21 protein-coding genes are annotated in these 22,580 nt (G+C 66.1%); 10 read left to right on the forward strand and 11 right to left on the reverse strand.

The genetic code is table 11. The annotated features are described in order from the left end of the window. Position 1 precedes the first annotated feature (1 nt). The 9 genes from folP to dacB form a co-directional block, all read right to left on the reverse strand. Complete coding sequence (folP, locus tag CXR02_RS00290; protein WP_104060171.1) at positions 2–922, reverse strand: dihydropteroate synthase; 921 nt, start codon at positions 920–922, stop codon at positions 2–4. Positions 923–930: 8 nt separating this feature from the next. Next, the gene (folE, locus tag CXR02_RS00295) at positions 931–1,575 is read right to left on the reverse strand and encodes a GTP cyclohydrolase I FolE (RefSeq protein WP_056347709.1); all 645 of its coding nucleotides are present in this window, start codon (positions 1,573–1,575) and stop codon (positions 931–933) included. Between the two features lie 10 nt (positions 1,576–1,585). Further along, positions 1,586–3,652 carry an ATP-dependent zinc metalloprotease FtsH gene (gene ftsH, locus CXR02_RS00300; RefSeq protein WP_104060172.1) on the reverse strand — a complete coding sequence of 689 codons (2,067 nt, stop codon included), beginning with the start codon at positions 3,650–3,652 and terminating at the stop codon, positions 1,586–1,588. Between the two features lie 188 nt (positions 3,653–3,840). Further along, positions 3,841–4,884, reverse strand: a complete 1,044-nt coding sequence (locus CXR02_RS00305; RefSeq protein ID WP_104060173.1) for a LacI family DNA-binding transcriptional regulator — start codon at positions 4,882–4,884, stop codon at positions 3,841–3,843. Positions 4,885–4,980: 96 nt separating this feature from the next. Beyond that, the gene (hpt, locus tag CXR02_RS00310; protein WP_056347981.1) at positions 4,981–5,532 is read right to left on the reverse strand and encodes a hypoxanthine phosphoribosyltransferase; all 552 of its coding nucleotides are present in this window, start codon (positions 5,530–5,532) and stop codon (positions 4,981–4,983) included. A 30-nt stretch (positions 5,533–5,562) separates the two neighbouring features. Continuing rightward, positions 5,563–6,624, reverse strand: a complete 1,062-nt coding sequence (gene tilS / locus CXR02_RS00315) for a tRNA lysidine(34) synthetase TilS (RefSeq protein ID WP_104060174.1) — start codon at positions 6,622–6,624, stop codon at positions 5,563–5,565. Between the two features lie 132 nt (positions 6,625–6,756). Then, positions 6,757–7,890, reverse strand: a complete 1,134-nt coding sequence (locus tag CXR02_RS00320) for a zinc-dependent metalloprotease (RefSeq protein WP_104060175.1) — start codon at positions 7,888–7,890, stop codon at positions 6,757–6,759. A gap of 132 nt (positions 7,891–8,022) precedes the next feature. Then, entirely contained in the window at positions 8,023–8,718 is a 696-nt protein-coding gene (locus tag CXR02_RS00325; protein WP_258060643.1) for a hypothetical protein, read from the reverse strand. Positions 8,719–9,505: 787 nt separating this feature from the next. Then, entirely contained in the window at positions 9,506–11,002 is a 1,497-nt protein-coding gene (gene dacB / locus CXR02_RS00330; protein ID WP_104060177.1) for a D-alanyl-D-alanine carboxypeptidase/D-alanyl-D-alanine-endopeptidase, read from the reverse strand. Between the two features lie 154 nt (positions 11,003–11,156). Between dacB and CXR02_RS00335 the strand changes: the two genes are divergently transcribed. From CXR02_RS00335 to CXR02_RS00345, 3 genes are all read left to right on the forward strand, one after another. Further along, positions 11,157–11,645, forward strand: coding sequence for an inorganic diphosphatase (locus tag CXR02_RS00335; RefSeq protein ID WP_056347687.1), 489 nt, complete (start codon positions 11,157–11,159; stop codon positions 11,643–11,645). A 152-nt stretch (positions 11,646–11,797) separates the two neighbouring features. Then, positions 11,798–13,153, forward strand: a complete 1,356-nt coding sequence (locus CXR02_RS00340) for a carboxylesterase family protein (protein WP_258060644.1) — start codon at positions 11,798–11,800, stop codon at positions 13,151–13,153. Beyond that, positions 13,150–13,902: a DUF429 domain-containing protein gene (locus CXR02_RS00345; RefSeq protein WP_104060178.1), complete on the forward strand. Its 753-nt coding sequence runs from the start codon at positions 13,150–13,152 to the stop codon at positions 13,900–13,902. The genes CXR02_RS00340 and CXR02_RS00345 overlap by 4 nt, the downstream gene beginning before the upstream one ends. On the opposite strand, the gene CXR02_RS00350 is transcribed toward CXR02_RS00345, so the two are convergent. Then, positions 13,899–16,340, reverse strand: coding sequence for a phosphoketolase (locus tag CXR02_RS00350; RefSeq protein WP_104060179.1), 2,442 nt, complete (start codon positions 16,338–16,340; stop codon positions 13,899–13,901). The two genes, CXR02_RS00345 and CXR02_RS00350, sit on opposite strands and share 4 nt — an antisense overlap. A gap of 143 nt (positions 16,341–16,483) precedes the next feature. Here CXR02_RS00350 and CXR02_RS00355 point away from each other — a divergent pair, with 143 nt between their 5' ends. Further along, on the forward strand, positions 16,484–17,083 hold the full coding sequence (locus CXR02_RS00355) for a hypothetical protein (protein ID WP_104060180.1): 600 nt from the start codon (positions 16,484–16,486) through the stop codon (positions 17,081–17,083). Positions 17,084–17,105: 22 nt separating this feature from the next. On the opposite strand, the gene CXR02_RS00360 is transcribed toward CXR02_RS00355, so the two are convergent. Then, positions 17,106–17,342, reverse strand: coding sequence for a DUF1761 domain-containing protein (locus tag CXR02_RS00360; RefSeq protein WP_104060181.1), 237 nt, complete (start codon positions 17,340–17,342; stop codon positions 17,106–17,108). A 210-nt stretch (positions 17,343–17,552) separates the two neighbouring features. Here CXR02_RS00360 and CXR02_RS00365 point away from each other — a divergent pair, with 210 nt between their 5' ends. From CXR02_RS00365 to CXR02_RS00390, 6 genes are all read left to right on the forward strand, one after another. Further along, a complete protein-coding gene (locus CXR02_RS00365) occupies positions 17,553–17,810 on the forward strand; it encodes a hypothetical protein (RefSeq protein WP_146072458.1) in 258 nt (85 codons plus the stop codon). Positions 17,811–17,831: 21 nt separating this feature from the next. Further along, positions 17,832–18,035, forward strand: a complete 204-nt coding sequence (locus CXR02_RS00370) for a hypothetical protein (RefSeq protein ID WP_104060183.1) — start codon at positions 17,832–17,834, stop codon at positions 18,033–18,035. 78 nt (positions 18,036–18,113) lie between these two features. Next, entirely contained in the window at positions 18,114–19,112 is a 999-nt protein-coding gene (locus CXR02_RS00375; protein WP_104060184.1) for a LacI family DNA-binding transcriptional regulator, read from the forward strand. Positions 19,113–19,256: 144 nt separating this feature from the next. Next, positions 19,257–20,621 carry an ABC transporter substrate-binding protein gene (locus tag CXR02_RS00380; protein WP_258060645.1) on the forward strand — a complete coding sequence of 455 codons (1,365 nt, stop codon included), beginning with the start codon at positions 19,257–19,259 and terminating at the stop codon, positions 20,619–20,621. Positions 20,622–20,623: 2 nt separating this feature from the next. After that, positions 20,624–21,586: a carbohydrate ABC transporter permease gene (locus tag CXR02_RS00385; protein WP_181037083.1), complete on the forward strand. Its 963-nt coding sequence runs from the start codon at positions 20,624–20,626 to the stop codon at positions 21,584–21,586. Beyond that, entirely contained in the window at positions 21,583–22,497 is a 915-nt protein-coding gene (locus CXR02_RS00390; RefSeq protein ID WP_104060186.1) for a carbohydrate ABC transporter permease, read from the forward strand. Before CXR02_RS00385 ends, CXR02_RS00390 begins: the two co-directional genes overlap by 4 nt. Positions 22,498–22,580 lie beyond the last annotated feature (83 nt).

Below are 22,580 nucleotides of genomic sequence, written 5' to 3' on the forward strand. Positions count from 1 at the left end.
CCTAGGTGGTGGTAGGGGCGGCGGCCATCCGCGCGGCCACCTTGACGGCGTCAAGGCTTGGAGCGACGTCATGCACGCGGACGGCCCAGGCCCCCCGGAATGCGCTGATCGCGGTGATGGCGGCTGTGGCGGCGCCGCGTTCCTCCGGGGCGGCGGACTTGCCGGCGACCGTGAGGAGTGTGCCCAGGAAACGCTTGCGGGAAGCGGCCACCAGGACTTTGTGCCCCAGGCTTTCCAGCTGGTCCAGGTGCTGCAGGAGCTCCCAGTTCTGGGCGTCGTTCTTGGCGAACCCCAGGCCCGGGTCAATGATGATCTGCTCTCTGCTCACCCCGGCTGCGTAGAGCTTGTCGCGGACGCCGGCCAGTTCAGCCACCACTTCGCCGGCCACGTCCTGGTATTGGGCGAGGGAGTCCATGGTGCGGGCGTCGCCGCGGCGGTGCGTGAGCACATAGGGCACACCGGAGGACGCAACGAGTTCGGCCATCTCAGGTTCGATGGTCAGCCCGGAAACATCGTTGATGATGGCGGCGCCGGCCTTCAGGGCAGCGGCGGCAGTGGCGGCGTGGGTGGTGTCGATGCTGACCAGGGCGCCCGCTTTGACCAGGGCTTCGATGACGGGGATCACCCGGCGCAGTTCTTCCTCCGGGCTGACGTCCTCCGCGCCGGGGCGCGTCGATTCGCCGCCGACGTCGATGATGTCCGCTCCGGCGTAGAACATCCGCAGGCCCGCCGCGATGGCAGTGTCCGCCGTCGAGTGCTTTCCGCCGTCGCTGAAGGAGTCCGGGGTGACATTCAGGATGCCCATGACCAGGGTGCGGCCGGTGGGCAGGTCCGCGAATTTCGCGGCCGGGCGCGGTTTCCGCAGGATGGGCAGCGGAGATGTTGCGGGCCCGGTTCCCGGGGCTGCAGCGAGTGAGTCCATGGTCTTACTTACCTTCCGAGGATGAGGCTCATGGCTTCGGCACGGGTGGCCGGGTCATGAAGCTGCCCGCGGACCGCGCTGGTGACGGTCTTAGCTCCGGGCTTGCGGACACCGCGCATGGACATGCACATGTGTTCGCATTCGACAACGACAATCGCGCCACGCGGCTTGAGGTGGCTGACCATTGCTTCGACGATCTGGGTGGTGAGCCGCTCCTGCACCTGGGGGCGCCGGGCGTAGATGTCCACGAGGCGTGCCAGCTTGCTGAGCCCGGTCACTTTGCCGTCATGGGAGGGAATGTAGCCGACGTGGGCAACCCCGTGGAACGGCACTAGGTGGTGCTCGCACGTTGAGTAGAACGGTATGTCCTTGACCAGGACCAGTTCTTCGTGGTCCAGGTCGAAGGTGGTGGAAAGGACATCCGCGGGATCGTGGTGCAGTCCCGAGAACACCTCCGCGTAGGCCTTGGCCACCCGTCGGGGGGTGTCTACGAGGCCGCTGCGGTCCGGGTCCTCCCCGATGGCCAGGAGGATTTCACGGACTGCCGCCTCGATCCGTGGCCGGTCCACTTTCTCGTGCTTTTTGTGGTGGGAGCCGTCCTCCGCCGGGTGTCCGGCGGAGGCGGGAGCGTCGTCGTCGTCGAAGTGAGTCACAGAAGAAAGCTTAGCCGTGCGTGGCGTCAGGCCCCGAGTCGGGGATGCCGACCTGGAACGCGGCGTCTTCCGGGACACCCTGCGCGTGCGGCGGCTGCGCGTCCAGCGGTTCCTCTAGGCGGGCCTGTTTTGCTTCTTCCTGGGCTTCGCGCTCAGATTTCTCCAGGCGGGATTCCACGGGGCCGGCCTGCTGGACCGGACGGGTCTCCTTGGACAGCCACACCTCGCGGAAGTCACGCTTGCGGATGTCCGTAAAAATGTGCGCGATCTCGGCCTGGTTGAGGGTCTCCCGTTCCAGGAGTTCCAGGGCCAACTGGTCCAGGACGTCCCGGTTTTCGGTGAGGATGGCGTAGGCCTCGTCATGCGCCTGGTCGATCAGGCGGCGCACTTCCTCATCCACCACGTAGGCGATCTGGTCCGAGTAGTTGCGCTCGTGCCCGGCGTCGCGGCCCAGGAAGGGTTCGCCGCCGCCCTGGCCCAGGCGTACTGCGCCGACACGCTCGCTCATGCCGAACTCGGTGACCATCTTGCGGGCCGTGGAGGTGGCCTTTTCGATGTCATTGGAGGCTCCCGTGGAGGGATCGTGGAACACGATCTCCTCCGCCACGCGGCCGCCCATCGCGTACGCCATCTGGTCCAGCAGTTCGTTGCGGGTGATGGAGTACTTGTCGTTCTCCGGGACCACCATGGTGTAGCCCAGGGCACGGCCGCGGGGCAGGATGGTGATCTTGGTGACCGGCGCCGAGTTCCGCAGCGCGGCCGCCACCAGGGCGTGTCCGCCCTCGTGGTACGCGGTGATTTTGCGCTCGTGTTCCTTCATCACACGGCTGCGCTTCTGCGGGCCGGCCATAACGCGGTCGATCGCCTCGTCCAGGGCGCGGTCATCGATGAGGTTGGCGTTGGAGCGCGCGGTCAGCAGGGCTGCCTCGTTCAGGACATTCGCGAGGTCTGCACCGGTGTAGCCCGGGGTCTTCTTCGCCACGGCCTTGAGGTCAACGCCCGGGGCCATCGGCTTGCCCTTGGCGTGCACCTGCAGGATCTGGTCTCGGCCGATCAGGTCCGGGGCGTCCACCGAGATCTGGCGGTCAAAACGGCCCGGACGCAGCAGCGCCGGGTCTAGGACGTCGGGGCGGTTGGTGGCAGCGATAAGGATGACGTTGGTTTTGACGTCGAAGCCGTCCATTTCAACCAGCAACTGGTTGAGGGTCTGCTCGCGTTCGTCATTGCCGCCGCCGATGCCGGCACCGCGGTGCCGGCCGACGGCGTCGATCTCGTCGACAAAGATAATGGCCGGAGAGTTGGCCTTGGCCTGCTCAAAAAGGTCGCGGACACGGGACGCGCCCACGCCGACAAACATTTCCACGAAGTCCGAGCCGGAGATGGAGAAGAACGGCACGCCGGCCTCACCGGCGACGGCACGGGCCAGGAGAGTCTTGCCGGTTCCCGGAGCACCGTACAGCAGCACGCCCTTGGGGATCTTGGCGCCCACGGCCTGGAACTTGGCCGGTTCCTGCAGGAACTCCTTGATTTCCTGGAGCTCCTCCACAGCCTCGTCCGCGCCGGCTACGTCAACGAAGGTCACTTGCGGCATGTCCTTGTTGACCATCTTGGCCTTGGACTTGCCGAACTGCATGATCTTCGAGCCGCCGCCCTGCATCCGGGTCATCAGGAACCAGAACAGCGCACCGAGAAGGATGACAGGGATGAGCAGCGAGAGCAGGCCGGAGAACCAGTTGCTTTCGATCGGCTGGTCCGTGTAGCCGTTCGCGGGGTTGGCAGCGGTGACTGCCTTGACGACGTCGATGGCGCGGGCGTCGACGAAGAAGAACTGGACGCTCTTGCCCTTGTCCTGCCCGTTGACATCCAGGTTGTCCTTGAGGGTCAGGTCAACGCGGTTTTCGCCGTCGAAGATCTTTGCCTGCTCAACCTTGCCGCTGTCGGCGAGGAGCTCAAGGCCCTTGTCCGTATCGATCCGCGCCGCACCACCGGGAGCCAGTGTTGCAAAAGCCACGAGAAGCATGGCGATCACAACAACGATCCAGATGCCCGGGCCCTTGAAGAAACTCTTAGCTTTCATCTGTTCGGGGCTGGCCCCGTCCCTCCTGGTAGTGCTGCACGGCGAGTGAGTCTACGCGCGTGTGGTGCTGCATCAGCTACTAGCTATACACCGTTCGGAGTAATTCACGCACGGTGCCGCGCAAAAGTTCCCTCTGGGCGTAGCGGGATGTGGGAGGCAAAGCGGAACTCCCCAGGTCAGCCAACGGGTCAGCGCGCGGGCGCCGCCACCGAATCGCGCCGCACCGGCGGGCAGTCCAGGATGGTCGGGTGGAGCGCCATGAGGGCAAGGTCCGTCTTGCCCTCGATGGCGTCGATCAGGTTCTCGGCCGCCCAGGCGCCCATTTCGTAGTGCGGCAGGGCCACCGTGGTCAGGCCCGGGTACAGGTTCGCCGCGATGAGTTCCTGGTCATCGAAGCCCACCACGGACAGGTCCCCGGGGATGGACAGCCCTAGCTCCGCCGCGGCCCGGTAGGCGCCCATGGCCATCCGGTCGTTGTAGCAGAACAGCCCGGTGGGCCTGTCTTCACGCCCCAACATCCGGCAGGCCGCCGCATAGCCTCCCTGCACTTCGGAGAGCTCCGACTCGACAGGTGCCGCGTCGCCGTCGAGCCCTGCCTCGTTCAGTGTGGCCCGGAAGCCGCGGAGGCGGTCCCGGGTGGCAGGGACGTCGTCGGTGTTGTTGATGAAGCCGAGGCGGGTATGGCCGGCCGCCAGGAGAATTCCGACGGCGGCACGGGCACCGCCCTCCTCGTCCGGCACCACGGCCGTGATGCCGCCGCCGGTGCTGACGGAGTCCACCAGCACCGCCGGTACGCTGCCAAGGTTGATGGGCACCTGCACGTGGCGGTGGTACATGGTGGCGTAAAGGATGCCATCAACCCGGCGCTCCAGGAGGGCCTCGACGTCGGCATCCCTGGATTCAGGGCTCGCGGATCCGGACGTATTGATGATCATCAGGTTGTAGCCGCGGGCACGGGCGGCCTCGTCCGCGCCCACGATGATGCGTCCTGCATGGGGTGTGGTGGCGATGTCCTCGCTGACCAGGCCCAGCATTCCGGTCCGCCGGGTGCGGAGCGCCTGGGCCAGGCGGTTGGGGCCGTAGCCGAGCTGCGCCGCTGCAGACTTCACCCTCGCCCGGGTCTCGCTGCTGATCCGCGCGTACGAGACATCATTCAACACGTGCGAGACGGTGGTGACGGACACTCCGGCGGCGACTGCGACGTCCTTGATGCCAATGTTCTTGTTGCTCAGCTTCTCTCCCCCGACCGCTTAAATGCAGCGAGATGGCATTTCACGGCAGTGTTCCGTTGGTGCGACTGCCGTGAAATGCCATCTCGGCGAGAGTGGCTACTCGTAAACGTGCGGGGCGAGCGTGCCCACGAAGTCCAGGTTGCGGTACTTCTCGGCGTAGTCCAGGCCGTAGCCCACTACGAACTCGTTGGGGATGTCGTAGCCGACGTACTTGACGTCGATCTCCACCTTGGCGGCTGTGGGCTTGCGGAAGGCGGTGCAGATCTCCACGGAAGCGGTGCCGCGGGATTCCAGGTTGGTCTTGAGCCAGGACAGGGTCAGGCCGGAGTCAATGATGTCTTCGACGATCAGGACGTCCTTGCCCATCAGGTCCGTGTCCAGGTCCTTGAGGATCCGGACAACACCCGAGGACTGGGTGCCGGAGCCGTAGGAGGACACTGCCATCCAGTCCATCGAAACGTGGCTGTGGAGCGCGCGGGCGAGGTCGGCCATAACCATCACAGCGCCCTTGAGTACACCGACCAGAAGGATTTCGCGGCCTTCGTAGTCCTTGTCGATCTGCGCAGCGAGCTCAGCGATCCGCTGTTGGATCTGTTCCTTGGTGTAGAGAACGTGCTTGAGGTCTGCCTGGACGTCGTTTGAATCCACCAATGGCTCCTGTGTAGATGCGGGGTGCGACTATTCTTGGGGCGGTTTTTGAGGCCGGAATACTAGCTTCCCACAGCGGGCCGCTTCACGGGGAACGGGGGCGGCGCCGTCGGGACCGTCTGGCCGCGTTTCCGCCGCGTCCCGCTGGGCCAGCTCGGCGAGGGACAGCCGGTACACGCTCACCCCGCCAGGCAGCTCCACGGGACCCGCAGAACCCTGCCGGCGCAGCAGCGCTTCCGCTGCCAGAAGGCGCTGGTGGCTGGGCTGTTGGCCCCCGACGTCGGCCGCTGCCTTGGCGATGACCCGGAACCTGATGGCCGGGGAAAGTTCCCCCAGGGCCTCCTCCGGGAGGCGGACCTCCGGTCCGGACCGCTCGGCCAAGGCTGCAAATGTGCGATCTGCCACGTCCTCCAGATAGTCGGCGTCCAACTGCAGGATGGACGCTGTCCGGGCCAGGGATTCAGCCACGCCGGGCCCGAGTTTTTCCTCGAGCATCGGCAGCACTTCCACCCGGGTCCGGGAGCGGGCAAATGACGGGTCTGCATTGCTGGGATCGTGCCAGGGCTCGAGGTCTTCGACATCGCAGATCTCCAGGGTGTCTGCGCGGCGCAGGCCGAGGAAGGGCCGGAGCAACAGGCCGCGGGCAGGCCGCATGCCGGCCAGCGAGCGCGTGCCGGAGCCGCGGGCAAGACCCAGCAGGACCTGTTCGGCCTGGTCGTCCAGGGTGTGGCCGAGCAGGATGGCCGCGGCTCCGTGCTCCTGGGCCGCCGCCTCCAACGCTGCATGGCGGGCATTCCGGGCGGCGGCCTCCGGGCCCATCCCGGTGCTGGCGACGGTGACGGTCCGGAGGTCCACCGGGGAAAGACCCAGTTCCTTCAGTGTCTGGACTGTTGCCGCAGCCACCTGGGCCGAGCCCTCCTGCAGCTGGTGGTCAACCACGACGGCACCAACCGTCAGTGGGTGCCCGTCAACGTGGCCGCGGCGGGCGAAATAGGCCGCCACCGCAGCGAGGGCCATCGAATCCGGGCCACCGCTGCAGGCCACCAGCACATGGGCCGGATAGCCGGCGTCCGCCAGGGCGTTCTGGACCATTTTGCGCGCCTTGCCGACGACGGGCGCGAGCCGGCCAGGCCGTCGTCGTCCGCTTGAAGCCGTGCGGGCTTCCGGCACTTTTGGGGCGTCCGGCACGTTTGGGGCGTGCGGCACGTTTGGGGCGTGCGGCACCTACAAGCCCATCCGGTCGACCCACAGCTTGGCGTCGTGGATTTCGGGCTCAGTCGGGAGGTTGTCCGCGGATTCCCATACCCGGTTAAAGCCCTCCATCCCGGCCACGTCCACTACGGCGCGGACAAACCTGGCGCCGTCGGAATACTGGCGCATCTTGGCGTCCAGGCCCAGGAGGCTGCGAATGAATTTCTCCATCACGCCGCGGTCCTTGCCGCGGTCGGTGAAGCGCTGCCGGATGGTCCTGACGGACGGGACGATGCTGGCGTCGACGGCGTCCATCACAACGTTGGCGTGGCCCTCCAGCAGGCTCATCACGGCCGTCAGGTGCGACAGTGACGCCTTTTCCTCGGGGTTCTGCAGCAGGTCCAGGATGGCGCCGCGGCCGGGAGTATTGCCGGTGGCGGTCCGGTCCTTGAGGGAACGTGCGGCGGCGGAGGCACGCTCCATCAGCGAATCAACGTTGCCCAGCAGGTGCCCGCTGAGGTTGTCGATCTCGGAAAGCATGTGGTGGCGGAGCCAGGGCGCGGCCGCGAACTGCACCCGGTGAGTCTGTTCGTGCAGGCAGACCCAGAGCCTGAAATCGTCCGGTGCGACGTTGAGCTCGCGCTCCACAGCCACGATGTTGGGCGCCACAAGCAGCAGGCGGCCGGCGGCGGGCGCTTTGGAACCCTCGGCCAACGCGGCGAACGGATCGTACTGGCCCAGGACCTTGCTGGACAGGAACGCCAGGACAGCGCCGAGCTGGCTGCCCGTGATGGCGCCGCTGACGCTTGCCGCCGCCGGACTGACGTTGCCGCGGCGGCTTTCGAGCATTTTGTCCATGGCGGGTTTGAGCATCACGGCGAAGCTCTGTGTGTTTGCCTTGGCCCAGCTGGCCCGGTCCACCACCAGGACAGAGGAGTCGCGGAGATCCCGTGCGGCTTCGAGGCCCGTGATTTCGTGGACGTGCGGGACGGAGGCGTCCGCGAGGCGGCGCAGGCTGTCCACGGCTTCGCCGATTTCCGCCGAGTTGAGGGTTGGCCCCGCCGAGGCCAGCCGGGCCGCAGTGGACGCGGCCAGGTCCCAGTTGATCAGGGCCTGGGCCGGGCTGGATGATGCCGGGGCTGACGAATCACGCGCAGTGGACTCCATAGTCCCCATCACATCACAGCGGACGGCGGATGGTCCTTAAGTTCGCTGACCGGCGAACGGCTCGGGGCATCCGGTGACCTGCGCCTGTGGTTCGTTCCAGAAATCGGCCGGTTGCGCTGTCCTTCACTCGCGTCACGGAGTCTTGGTGGCATCTTCGGCAGGAGCCGTCTTAGCGTAAACGTCCTTACTGACCTCATATCCGTGCTGGTCGAGCTCAAGTGCTTGTTTATTGACGTCGGCCAGTTGGGCGTCGGAGAGCTGTTCGATTTTTTCGAGGTCCAGGGTTTCCTGTTTCACGCCACCCTCGGCTGTCACCCTTACCAGCCCAGTGCCGGCTGAATAGAACTTACGCTGGTGGCCTACATCCGGTTCCAGCGGATTGTGCTCATCAATCACCAGCACGCCTTCGTAGCAGTCGGTGGGAACGCACAGCGCTACGTTGTCCTCGTAGGCACGCGCGCAATCGAGGAAACCCACTGAAGCCGCGTGAGCCTGCACATACTCCGGCGTGCCGGTCCGTGGCTGCGCTTGCATTGCAATTCCGGCTTGGCTCCCCGAAATCCCGTGGATGAAAGTATTGGGCGCCCCAATAAATTTGTCGTTTTCGAACTCCTCGGGATACTCACCGAAGAGCCAAACCGCTCCAGCGTTATCCTGGGCAAAGAAGGCCAACTCCGATTCAACCAGAGCCCCGTCCTGGTAATCGCGGTCCCACATCACCAGGGTTTTCACACCGTCAATGACCTTGGTCAGGCCGGTTACGGTGTGTGTAACCGTCCGCTCGGTGGTGTCATCTTCAGCGGCGACCGTGCCGGTGGTGGTGTACACGGTGCCTGGCTTTAGCGGAAACCACTTGTTATCGATCGTCGGAGAGCCTGGGAAGGCGGTCTTGTCGAAGTTGACCGCAGACCCTGGCCCGCACAGCTCTGGCGCCTGCGACGTCGCTGTCGCTGTCGGTGACCCTGACGGCGATGCCGAAGTGCCGGTGGAGTTGGGCTGCGCCTGCCCGGCATCCGGCGCCGCGCACGACGCCACAGTCGACATCGTCAGGAGCAGCGTGAAAGCGGAACTGAGGGCTAATATTCGCCTACTTGGCTGGAACATGATTGTGGCCTTCGCTGTCGGAATTAATTGCTTTCAGCAACTGCCACGGGCGCCCCGTTTCGGAGCCCACCGAGGGGCAGCGCTGTCGGAACCGCGCCGGATCTGAGGCGATCCGAAGACGCCCTCTATGGGGCGCGGCGAGCCGCCGAACGCGCGGCCTCAAGCACAAGGTCATACCTTCCGCGTCCTGGCGGGAGTGGGTCGGGGCGGCATCACGGAATTTGATCGGAAATGGACACCAGCCTCCCCCTTCATGCCGTTTCGACGGCGGACGTTCTTTGCGTAGCCGAACACACGAAGTCCGCGTGTGGTTGAGCCTAGGGCTGGCCTCCGTCAAGTGTCACGAGTAGCCGGTACTTGTTTTTCCGCCCGCCGCGCCGCAAGTAATTGCTCCTAATAGAGCAGGCCCGCATAACAGCGGTCAGGACCCGCACGAACAGTGGGGGCCCGGCAACACTATTGCGGCGCAGGGCAGCGGTTACGGTAGGAACCCGGTTGCGGTAGGAGCAGGTCAGCGGCAGCCGCAGGCGGCGAGCGCCGTGGCGGCTCGGTCCAGGGCTTCCCGGTTCCCGGCGGCGCCAGGCTTCAGGTCGTTGCCGATGAAGGAGAAGACCAGGAGCCGGCCGTCGGCGTCCACCACATACCCGCTGAGGGCGATGACCGAATTCAGGGTCCCGGTCTTGGCCCGCACCAGGCCGGCGCCGCGGGCCGTGGAGCCATTGACGTAGCGGGTGTCCAGTGTTCCGGTCAGCCCCGCGACCGGAAATCCATCCAACGCGGCCCGCAAACGCGTGTCGGTCCCGCTGGTGATGGCACGCACCACTTCCGCGAACTGGCGGGCAGAGACCTGGTTGCCCAGCGCCAGCCCGGACACGTCCGCGAGCCGCATGGTGTCCGTAGGGATGCCCAAATCCGCGAGCTGTGCGCGGACTGCTCCGGTGGCGCCGTCGTTGCTGACGGGCTCCCCCGCAGCCGCCGAGGCCATCCGGCCCAGGACCTCCGCCAGGTAGTTGTCCGAGGTCTGCAGCATGAGGTCCACCTGCTGGCCGACCGTGGCGGACTGGACCTCGGCATGGACCGCAGGCTCTTCTGCCCGGGGCGCATCGCCCGAGGGTGCGGTGTAACGTTCGACGCCGGCCGCTACCGTGAGTCCCGCAGCGGCACCCGCCGTCTTGAGCTGCGCGGCAAACGCCTCGGCGGCGGTGATTGCTGAGTCCTGCGGGCGGGGGCCGGTGGTCCCGGCCGGGTCAAAGCGCGCCGAGTTCAGCGCAAGCGGGTAAAGCGGGGCAACCTCGCCCGCGGCAACGTCCCCGTCTGCCCAGGCGGGGTTCAGCGTTGGGCCGGTGAACAGGGAGTCGTCCACCAGGACCGTCAGCTCGCCGGTTGTTCCTGCGGTTTGGAGCGCGTTCACGGTGGCGGTGGCGAGGGTGGCGAGTCCCGCGTGGCCCATCACCTGGTTGGGCGCGGATTCCCCGGCACCCAGGAGGACGTCGCCACCGCCGGTGAGCACCACCTGGTTGGCAGCGGGCCCGGCCAGGACCTTGGTGTTGAAACGGTGGTCCGGCCCCATTGCGCGGAGGGCGGCCACGGCAGTAAGCAGCTTCATATTGGAGGCGGGGATCCGGCTCTCCGAACCGCCGCGGTCAAACAGGACCTGGCCAGTGAGCGCATCCTGGACCAGCCCCGTGAAGCTGCCGTCGCCGTCGGGCTTTAACAATCCGCCCAACTGAGCGGCGACCGCGGAGGGCAGCGGCACGGGCGCCGACTCCCTGAGCGGAGAAAGGCCCATTCTGGCGGAAAGCGCGGTGGGGGCCTGCTGCCAGGCGGGCACTTCGGGTGTCGCCGCAGGAGGAGGGCTGACGAAAGCAGGGGCAACCAGCCATGCGGCGGGGAGGGCCAACATTACGATCACGGCCAGGAGCAGCGCGGTGGGCCAGGCACGCAGTCCGCGCTGGACCGTGCGCCTGAACGCCGCCCTTATGCCTGCGGGACGCGATGTTTCCTTCATGCTGGTGCTGGTCCTCAAGTCCTGAAATTTCCCCGCAAGTTCCTGAAACCTGGGCCTCTCGCTATATCCTCAATAGTAGTCGGCGGCACGGACACTCCTTTTTGTTGTTCGTCTCCTGTGCCGCGAACCCCCTGCAATTGCCGAGGAGCATTCCATGAAGCATGACGTGACCATCGAGATCCCCAAGGGATCACGAGTCAAGTACGAAGTTGACCACGAGACCGGCCGCGTCCGCCTGGACCGCGTCCTCTTCACCTCCATGCAGTACCCCACGCACTACGGTTTCTTCGAGAACACCCTGGGCGAAGACGGCGACCCGCTGGACGCACTGGTGCTCCTGCAGGACTTCGATCTGCACCCCGGCGTCATCGTTGAGTCCCGCCCCATCGGCGTTTTCAACATGACCGACGACGGCGGCGGCGACGCCAAGGTCCTGTGCGTCCCGGTTGACGCCCGCTTTGACCACATCCAGGAAATCAGCGATGTCAGCGAATTCCTGATCAAGGAAATCGAGCACTTCTTCACCCGTTACAAGGACCTGGAGCCGGGCAAGTGGGTCAAGGCTGAGGGCTGGGGCGACCGCGCCGCCGCCGAGGCCGAGCTGGAAGCCTCCATCAAGCGTTACGTGCCGGCAGCGCACTAGTCCGCGCGGTCTCAGCAACGCGGGGTCACTTCCCGCCCATTCCACGTCCGGAATTGGGCAGGAAGTGACCCTCCCCGTCCGCGCCCTACCCTCGCAAGCTCGGCCAGGGAACCCTGCGGCCGTGGGCCCACGTTTGTGGTTTAAGGTGGAGGGTGAGTTCCGAGCCTTCGAATCCCCCGTATTTTGAACCGCCGCATTTTGAGCCGCCGTGCGGGCCCATCACAGGGTGGCGGGACGGTGAGGTGGTTCGCGCCACCGGCATTCCCTATGCCGCTGCAGGCCGCTTTCAACCTCCGGTTGCAGCGTCCGACTGGACCGCCAGCTATGCCGCCACCACCCTCGCGCCCGCCTGCCCGCAGGGCCCCGTTCCGTTCCTGGACGACGTCCTGGGCACCCGGTATGGCGAGCTCCCTGGAAGTGAAGACTGCCAGCGCCTGTCGATCACCGTTCCGGTCGGACTTGCCGACGGCGAGCAGGTCCCGGTCATGGTATGGCTGCACGGCGGCTCCTACACGTCGGGCTCCGGTGACCTGGCGATCTTTGACGCCAAGTCCCTGGTGTCCGAGAACCGGGTCATTGTGGTGTCCGTTACATACAGGCTGGGCCTGTTCGGGTATCTGGCCACCGGCACCGGCCGGCCCGCGAACCTCGGCCTGCTGGACCAGCTGGAAGCGTTCCGGTGGGTGCAGCGCAACATCGCGGCCTTCGGTGGGGATCCGGGGCGGGTCACAGCGTTCGGGCAGTCCGCAGGCGGCGACTCCGTAGCCCACCTCATGGCGACGCCCGAGGCACCGTCCCTGTTCCAGCGGGCCATCATCCAGAGTGCACCGCTGGGGATCACCCGCGGCCGGCACAAGATGAGCCGTGCCATGGGCATCGCCGCCGAAGCCGTCACGGAGGACACCCCGATGCTGGACGTTGTGGCCATCGAAGACCACGTGTCTCAGGTGGCCCGGAAGTTTGGCCTGATGGCGGCCATGCCGTTCGGCACCCAGTACGGGCACGCCCCGCTGCCGCCGGAATCACGCGTTGAGGCCGCCTGGAACGCCACGGCCCCGGGCATCGAAGTGCTGATCGGGCACACCTCCGGCGAGGCCCGCCTGTTCCTTCCCCGAAGTCCGATGGTCAGCCGGCTGGGCAAGGTCCCGGTCCTCGGCGCGGCCGCCGTGCGGGCCATTAACTGGGCGGTGACGGAGGCTGTCTACGGCCGATCCGCCCGCAAGTTTGCCCGCCGCCACGCCCGCGCGGGAGGCAAGGCCTACAGCTACCTGCTGTCCTGGGGTGCACCGGGAAACTCCTACCGCGCCGCACACACCGTTGATTTGCCGCTGCTCTTCGGAAACCAGCAGACGTGGGCCGCCGCCGGGCTCCTCAAGGGCGCAACGTGGGATGAGATCGACGCCGTGGGCCGCGAGATGCGCCGGCTGTGGGCCGGATTTGCCCGCGGCGACGGCCTTGGTCAGACTGGCGGGATTCCCGGCGCGCTGCAGTACCGTGCGGCTCGATGAGGACACTGGGCGTCGATCTGGCAGCGGCGACCAAAAAGACGGCCGTCGCCGTCTTGGAATGGGGTGCTGGCATTGCGCGTCTGGAGCACCTCGCCCTCGACGTGCATGACAGGGAAATTGTGGAACTGTTCGGCGCCAGTTCGATGACCGCGATCGACTGCCCAGTTGGCTGGCCGGACGCCTTCTTGCCGTTCCTGACAGGACACCTGAATTTTGACGCGCATCCAGTCCTGGACCACGACGGCATCGAGGGACGCCGACTGCTGGCCTACCGGGAAACTGACCGCTTCGTCACGGGGCACACCGGGCTGATTCCGCTAAGCGTCTCCGCCGACCGGCTCGCCCACCCGGCCATGCGGTGTGCTGTGATTCAGGCCAAGATCGCCGCTGAGCACGGGCCGCAGGCCAGGGACGGGTCCGGCCGCTTAGCCGAGGTCTACCCTGCAGCGTCCCTCAAAGTCTGGGGTCTCCAGGCCCGTGGCTACAAAGGCCGGGGCACTTCTGAGTCCGAGCGTCTTGGCGTGATTCTGGAGCAGCTGGTCGCGGCGGCGCCATGGCTGGACCTTGCCGGCAACGAGGACCGACTGACTGCCTCCGACGACCTTTTTGACGCGGTGATCGCCTCTTTGACCGCCCGCGCCGTGGCGGCGACCCAGACTCTCCGTCCACCGGACCTTTATGCTGCCGCAGCTCTAACCGAAGGCTGGATCCACGTTCCGTCCGGCCAGCTGGCCGATCTCTTGGCCTAGCTGCTTTCCTTTTGGGCCATCAGCGTCCAGTTCCGGATCTCCTCCGGGTCCTCGCCGTGCGTGCGGGTGTGTCCGCGGGCCTGGATCCGCCGGTCCTGAAGGTCCTGCCGCAGCAGCGAGTGCTTTTCGGCCAGGCCGGGTACGCGGTCAATGGCGTCGATGGCCAGCTGGAAGCGGTCGATCCCGTTGAGCATGGCCATGTCGAACGGCGTGGTGGTGGTCCCTTCCTCCTTGTAGCCGCGGACGTGCAGGCCGTCCTGGTTGGTGCGGCGGTAGGCCAGCCGGTGGATCAGCGAGGGATAGCCGTGGTAGGCGAAGATGATCGGTTTGTCCGGGGTAAAGATGCCGTCAAAGTCCGACGCCGGAAGGCCGTGCGGGTGCTCACTTACGTCCTGGAGCCGCATCAGGTCAACAACGTTGACCACGCGGACCTTCAGCCCCGGGACGCCCCGCTTCAGCAGTTCGGCCGCGGCCACTGTTTCCACCGTAGGCACATCCCCGGCACAGGCCAGAACAACGTCCGGGTCCTCCCCTGGCACCTCCGAACCCGCGAATTCCCAGATGCCCAGGCCGCGGCGGCAGTGGTTCGCTGCGTCGGCCGGGCCCAGCCAGGTGGGCGACGGCTGCTTGCCGCTGACCACAATGTTCACGTAATCGGTGGATGCCAGGCAGTGCTCCATGACCGAGAGCAGCGTGTTCACGTCCGGCGGCAGGTACACCCGGATGACCTCGGCTTTCTTGTTCACCGCGTGATCGATGAAGCCGGGATCCTGATGCGAAAAACCGTTGTGGTCCTGCTGCCACACATGGGACGAGAGCAGGTAGTTCAGCGACGCCACGGGCTGGCGCCACGGGAGCTTGCGGTGGACCTTGAGCCACTTGGCGTGCTGGTTGAACATGGAATCCACAATGTGGATGAAGGCCTCGTAACAGCTGAACACCCCGTGCCGGCCGGACAGGAGGTACCCTTCCAGCCAGCCCTGGCACAGGTGCTCGCTGAGCACCTCCAGAACCCGGCCCGAACGCGCAAGGTGCTCGTCGACGTCGTCAATCCGGTACTGCCAGACCTTGTCCGTCACTTCGTAGACGGCCTGAAGCCGGTTAGATGCCGTCTCATCCGGCCCGAAGAGGCGGAAGTTCTCCATGTTCAGCGAGATAACGTCCCGCATCCACGAGCCCAGGGTGATCATGGGGCTGATCCGTTCGGTTCCCGGCGCCGCAACGTCGACGGCGTGGGCTGCGTAGGCGGGCAGCTTCAGCGGTGTGCGAAGGAGTCCGCCGTTGGCGTGCGGGGTGGCGCTCATCCGGAGGTTTCCGGTGGGCGCATTCGTGGCTACGTCGGGCCTAAGCCTGCCCTCGGCGTCGAACAGCTCCTCCGGACGGTAGGAGTTCAGCCACTCCTCCAGCTGTTTCAGGTGTGCGCCGTTGGTGCGGACTTCCGCCAGCGGGACCTGGTGGCTCCGCCAAGTGCCCTCCACCTGGAGTCCGTCCACTATCCGCGGTCCCGTCCAGCCCTTGGGCGAGCGCAGCACAATCATGGGCCAGTGCGGCGTGGCGGCGCTTCCTGCGGCACCGGCCGCAGTGCCGCCGTCGTCCGCTGTCCCGCCCGCCCCGCCCCGGCGGGAGTCCTGGATGGCGCGGATCCCGGTCAGGCAGGTGTCGACGGCGGCCGCGAAGTCCCGGTGCGCCTGCTCCGTGTCGTTCGGGTCCTCGACGGTCACGAAATACGGTTCGTGGCCGTAACCGCGTAGCAGCTGCTCCAGCTGTTCCTGCGGCATGCGCGCCAGGATAGTAGGGTTGGCGATCTTGTAGCCGTTCAGGTGCAGGATGGGCAGGACTGCACCATCCGCGGCCGGATCCAGGAAGTTGTGCGAGTGCCAGCTCGCCGCGAGCGGCCCCGTTTCGGCCTCGCCGTCGCCGATCACGACGGCGGTGATCAGCTGGGGATTGTCGAACACGGACCCGTAGGCGTGGGCCAGCGCGTACCCGAGCTCACCGCCTTCGCTAATGGAACCCGGGGTTTCCGGCGCCGCGTGGCTGGGAATGCCGCCGGGGTAGGAAAACTGGCGGAAGAGTTCGGCCATTCCTGCCTCGTCGGGGCCCACCTGGCCGTAGATTTCCGAGTACGTGCCCTCAAGCCAGGCGTTCGCCACAACAGCAGGACCGCCATGGCCCGGGCCGGCAACGAAGAGCATCTCCTGTTGGTCCCGGCGGATCACACGGTTGAGGTGTGCGTACACAAAGTTCAGCCCGGGAGTGGTGCCCCAGTGGCCCAGGAGCCTGGATTTGGTGTGGTCCGCAGCAAGGGGTTCCCGCAGCAGCGGATTTGAGCGCAGGTAGATCTGCCCCACGGAAAGGTAGTTCGCGGCCCGCCACCAACGGTCCACGAGGTCCAGTGTTTCCTGCCCCAAACTGTCCTGCCCCATGCTGCCGGCCATGACCATCCTCACGTAGCTGCGCGCCGCCGTCGGCAGCCGAGCCTCCATCGCAACACCTATCGGTACGCTGCACAACCCTGGCCCTGAGTGACTCCTCGCAGACTTGCCTCGGGCCAACTACTAACCGGTAGTCTGTGTTTCACATGTTCACGTTGACCATCAACCAGACCGACAGCCGGCGCGACGGCGACCGCGTCCCTCAGCTGCTGAAGGACCTGCGGCACATACCCGCGCGCCTGGATTTCGACCGGTCGGTGGAGGATGAAGTCCAGGGCATTGTGGACTGCCCGCATCAGGCCGTGGAGGCTGTCCTGATCGCCCTGCGCTGCGGTTCCTGGTACGTGGGACTCGGCGTCGGGCCGGTCAACGAGCCGCTTCCCAACCAGATCAAGGACGCCTCCGGCCACGGCCTGATCTATGCCCGGCGCGCGGTGGACCGGCTCCGGAACAGCAAGGAACGCATCCCGATTGCCGTGGAAGGACCGCTGGCGGACATCGCCTACGAAGCTGAGTCCGTGCTGCGGCTTTTGGGCCATATTGTGCGGGACAGATCCGGGGCTGAATGGCGCGTGCTGGACCTCATGACCCCCGGCGTCCGCGGACAGCAGAAAGCGGTGGCCCAGGAACTCAGCATCACCACCCAGGCCGTCAGCAAGGCAGTGGCCCGGTCCCAATGGAACGAGGAACACGCTGCCCGCCCCGCTGCTGCACGGTTGCTGGCACTCATCCTTGAGGTGCGCTGAACGCAGCTGACTCACGCCGCCGCTACTGCATGGCGCCGATGATCGCCCCCATCGCCGTGAACGTCACGATGTTGTAGCTGGCATTGATGGCGAACAGCATGAGGCTGCGGCGTTCAAAGAGGTAGTTGACGCCCAAGCAAGCCGCAACCCAGGCCGCGCCCGCGGCCAGCCCGGCCAAGGCACCGAATCCGGCACCGCCGTCGCCGATAAACGCTGCGAGCACAACGGCCGTCACCGCTGCGAGCAGGAACGATCCCACAGCTGAATGTCCACACGTACGGCACCAACGACCGCCGCCGCGTCCGCGACCTGGCCAGCTCCACTGACAAGCCTCTGTGGATGAGCGAGGTGGGCGGCTTCTGGCCCGGCAACCCTGTACGACATCGAGCGCAACGCGCTCGTCAAGGGTGCCCCGGTCGCCGTCAACACGGCGGCCAAGTCCGCGACGCTGGAGGTTCCTGCCGCATCCGTGGTGACGTTCGTCGTCGACGGCGTCAGCGGGGTTGCGGAGGACGCCGCGCCAGTTCTGGACGGGCACACCTACCACCTCACCGCCGAGACCAGCCGCAAGTACCTGACGGCGCGTGCGAACGGAGGCGCTTCGATCGAGGAGCTGGGCACGGACGCTGCCGGCGGCGGCCCGCAGCTGTGGACGTTCAACGCCGTGAGCCGTGATGACGAGTTCGCCAGCGACCGCCGCTGGGTCCTGACGAACAAGGACGGCTGAGTACTCACAGGCAACGGCGGCGTGCTGAACGCGAGCCAGTCGGGAGCCGCGTCGCTGGCCACCATAAGCCTCGAGCAGGCCAAAGCCACGCCGTCCGCACAGTGGATCGTGACCACGGAAAATGGCAAGCAATGGTCCCTGGTCAATGCAGCCGCGGCGATCGCGCTGTTCCGGCCGGGGGCGCCCCAGTGGATCACGACCCGGGCCTGCGGGCGGCTATGCTGAGGAAAAACCGGCCGCAGCACGGCACGGCACGGGCATGGCGGCAAGGACCAGCAGCACTGGTCGCGGAAGGACAACCGAATGGCGCGAGCGACAGTCCAGGACGTCGCCAAGACAGCAGGGGTGTCCGTAGGGACCGTGTCCCGCGTCTTGAACAAGAGTCCGGCCGTCAGCGAGTCGAGCAAGGAAAAGGTCACCGCGGCCATCCGGCAGCTCAATTACCGCCCCCTCGCCTCTGCCCGCGACCTGCGCCGGGACCGGACCATGCGCATTCTGGCCCTCGCCAAGAACCTGAACTCGCCCATCATCAGCGAAGCCTTCCGGGGTGTCGGCGACGCCGCGGCCTCGTCGGGCTATGTCAGCCTCATCGCCCCGACCGCCGGGGATCCGGAACGGGAACAGCAGCTGGTGGACATGCTCCGCAACGGATCCGTGGACGGGCTGATTATGTTTTCGCCGACGATGCCGGACGAGGATGTCGACGAAATGGCCGAGCAGCTGAGCGTTGTCCAGGTCTGCGAGATCGCCGACTCCGAGGCTGCGTTCGGCGTATCCATCGACGACCGGCAGGCCGCCTTCGACATCACCACGCACCTCATTGAAACGGGCGGCCGCCGCTTGGCGATGATCGGCAACAGAGCCGCCCGCTCCGGCCGGCTGCGCGAGGAAGGCTTCCGCCAGGCGGCCGCCGAAGCGGGCATCTCGCCGGCCCAGACGCTGTTCGTGGAAGGTGAGTTCGACTTCCACACCGGGCGCCGCCTCACCAGGAAGCTGCTGAAGGCTGCCCCCCTTCCCGACGCCGTGTTCTGCGGCAGTGATACCGTCGCCGCCGGATGCGTCCGTGAAATCACCGACGCCGGGCTCCGCGTGCCGGACGACATCGCCGTGGCAGGTTTTGATGACTCAGTGCAGGCGGAAATGTGCGTCCCGGAGCTGACCACGATCAGACAGCCGGCTTATGACATGGGCCGTCTGGCTTTCGAAGAGCTCCTGGCGAGGATGACAGTGCCGGGGGTTCACCGCCGCGGCCGGATATTCCTCCCGCATGAGCTCGTAGTTCGGGACTCGACGAAGAACTAAGCAGGGGTTGACAGCCTCACGTGGCGCCTGTCACACTTCTTTGGAATCGATTCCAGGCATTCCGGCGGGGCGCTTTGGCTCCAATTTGGAATCGATTCCAAAAGTAGAATTCGAAAAGAAGCCGGCCAGGCAAAGGAGCCACTCGTGGACTTGATTCGACCTTCTTCTCCGCTCCAGGAGGACACCACACCATCCCAGGCTGTGGCGCGCACCACCGCCCTGCACGGCAGTTTCCGGCGGCGTCCGCGCACCGTTGCCGTCGCCGCTGCGGCCATGGCTGCGGGACTGCTGCTGAGCGGGTGCGGCGGCGGCGCCGCCACCCCTGGTGCGGAAAACGCGGCGGCTGCCGATCCGGCGTCGGCCGCTGGCGCCACCGGCAGCATCAACATCTGCGGCGGCAAGGACGCCTCGGGGATCTACAAAGGCACGGCGGAGGCCTTCACCACGGCGAACGGCAAGGTCACGGCCAAGTACACCGAAATCGGAGCAACTACAGACGAGGCCCGCGCGCAGGCCGTGCAGCGGCTCGAAGGCAAGTCCACCGAATGCGATATCTTCCTCACGGACGTCATCTGGACGTCCGAGTTCGCCTCCCAGGGCTGGCTGCTGGACCAGACCAAGCTCGTCGAGGCCAACAAGGACCGGCTCATCCCCTCCACCGTGGAGACCGCCAAGTACGAGGACAAGTACTGGGCTTCCCCGTTCTTCACCAACGCGGGACTCGTGTACTACCAGAAGGACAAGGTGGCTAAGCCGGAGACCTGGCAGCAGCTCTACGCTGAGGCAGCCGCGGCCCCCGGCAACAGCTTCGTCTACCAGGGCAAGCAGTACGAGGGCCTCACGGTCAACTTCCTGGAGATGCTCTACAGCGCCGGCGGAGAGGTACTGGACAGCAAAGGCGAGGTCAAGATCGATTCACCGGAGACCCGTGAGGTGTTCGACTTCATGAGCCAAGGCCTCAAGGACGGCTCGGCGGAACGTGCGGTGCTGACCTACAACGAGGACCCGGCCCGGCTGGCCTACGAGTCCGGCAACTACGGGTACCAGCGCAACTGGCCGCACGTATTCCGCCTGCTCAACGCCACCCCGCTGGCAGGCAGCTTCGGCGTGGCTCCGCTTCCGGCCTGGGAGGGCGGCAAGGCCTCGGGCGTCCTGGGCGGCTGGAACCTGGCCATCTCGGCCCACTCGACCAACCAGGCAGGGGCAGCGTCCTTCATCGACTTCGCCACCACCCCGGACTGGCAGAAGCACGTGGCGATGGACTTCTCGCAGGCCCCAGTCAATGAAGCCGCCTACTCCGACGCCGCCGTCCTGGCGAAAATGCCGTTCGCTGCCGAACTGCTCGCCTCCGTCAAGGGCGCCAAGCCCCGCCCGATCTCCCCGGTCTACCCGCAGATCTCGCAGGCGATCTACAAAAACGTCTACGCCGTGCTCTCCGGCGCCGCCTCCACCGAGGACGCGGTGAAGAGCATGGCTGAAGAGATCAAGACCGCAAAGGCGAGCTTCTGATCATGGCACTCAAATCCCTGTCCCCCGTCCGCGGGTTGAACAGTCGCGGGGTGAAGAGCCGCGGCGGGAACGGCCGCGACCGGGCGGAGCGGCGCGTTGCGTTCCGGATGACCGCACCGTCCCTGATCGTCATGGCCCTGGTGGCAGCGGTCCCCATCGGCTACGCGCTCTGGCTGTCACTGAACCAGTACAGCGTCCGCACCGCCGGACTGTCCCGCTTCGTCGGCCTGGAAAACTACATCACGGCGCTCAGCGGGCCGCACTGGTGGGCCGCTTTCGGCCAGACCTTCCTCTTCGCGGGACTTTCGGTTTCCCTCGAGCTGGTGCTCGGCACTGCGATGGCACTGCTGCTCAACCTCGCCTTCAAGGGCCGCGCACTCCTGCGCACCGTGGTCCTGCTGCCGTACGCGGTGGTGACCGTGGTCAGCGCCATCACCTGGGAAACCATGTTCGCGCCCAACCTGGGACTCGTCACCAACGTCCTCTCGACGCTGGGCCTGCCCGACGGCGACGTCGTCTGGCTCGGTGAGCACGGCTACGCGATGGCCGTGATCGTGCTTGCCGACGTCTGGAAGACGACGCCATTCGCGGCCCTCATCATCCTGGCCGGCCTGCAGGTCATTTCGGCCGAGACCTACGAGGCGGCGGAACTCGACGGCGCCAGCAAGTGGCAGGCCTTCGTCAACATCACCTTGCCGCTGCTGCGTCCCGCGATCGTGCTGGCGGCGATCTTCCGCACCATGGATGCCCTGCGCGTCTTCGACCTGCCGTTTGTGCTCACCCGCGGCGCCAACGGCACCGAGTCCATGTCGATGCTCGCCTACACCCAGCTGCGCGAGAACCGCCTGGTGGGCGAAGGATCGGCGCTGTCCATCCTGACCTTCCTCACCGTCATGGCCGTTTCGGTGGTCTACATCCGCTTCGCCGGGGGCAACATCCGTGAAGTCGCCAAGGAGGAACAATGAGCACCCTGACTGCACAGCGCACGACGGCGGCACCCGCCGCCCCCGGTCGGGTACCGAAGCGCAGGTCACCCAAGCGCAGGCTCCGCGGTGAGGCGAAGCTGCACCCGGTCGTGTGGATCTTCGTGTTCGCCGTTATGGGTTTCTCGCTCATACCGTTTTATTGGCTGGTCAACACGTCCCTCAAGCAGGGCGTGAGCCTGTCCAAGGGCGAACTGTTCCCGAGCCAGCCCACGTTCGAGAACTACCTGGCGGTGTTCCAGAACCCCGAGTTCCTCCTTGCCCTGCGCAACTCGGTGATCATCGCCGTCGTCACCACCACGGTGGCGTTGGTGTTCGCTTCCTTCGCCGCCTACGCCCTGGCCAGGCTGAAGATGCGCCGCAAAGCCATGATCCTGACCCTCATCCTCTCGGTCACCACCTTCCCGGCCATCGCCATCGCGGCCCCGATGTTCTCGATCTGGCGCGAAATCGGCCTGTACGACACGCTCCTGGGCCTCATCATCCCGAAGCTGACGTTTGCGTTGCCGCTGGCGATCTACACGCTGACCTCCTTCTTCAAGGAGATTCCGCGTGAGCTCGAGGAATCGGCGTACATGGACGGGGCCACGCCGTTCACCGCCTTCCGCAAGGTCATCCTGCCCCTGGCGGTCCCGGGCCTTGCCACCACGGCGATCCTGGTGTTCATCTCGGTCTGGAACGAATTCCTGCTCGCCGTCACCCTGACCACCTCGCCGGAGGCCCGTCCGGTCCCGGTAGCGATCGCGTTCTTCAGCGGAACCAGCGAGTTTGACCAGCCGCTGGGCACCATCAGTGCCGCGTCGGTGATCATCACGGTCCCGCTCGTCATCCTGGTACTCCTGTGCCAGAAGCGCATCGTGTCCGGCATGACCGCCGGCGCCGTCAAGGGCTAAAACCTCACCAATCAAGTTCCCAAACAATACAAGAAAAGGAAATATCCGTGAGCAACGAGCAGTCTCCCGGCCAGCAGGCTTCT

This window comes from Arthrobacter sp. 4R501, assembly GCF_002929755.1.
Classification (GTDB): domain Bacteria; phylum Actinomycetota; class Actinomycetes; order Actinomycetales; family Micrococcaceae; genus Arthrobacter.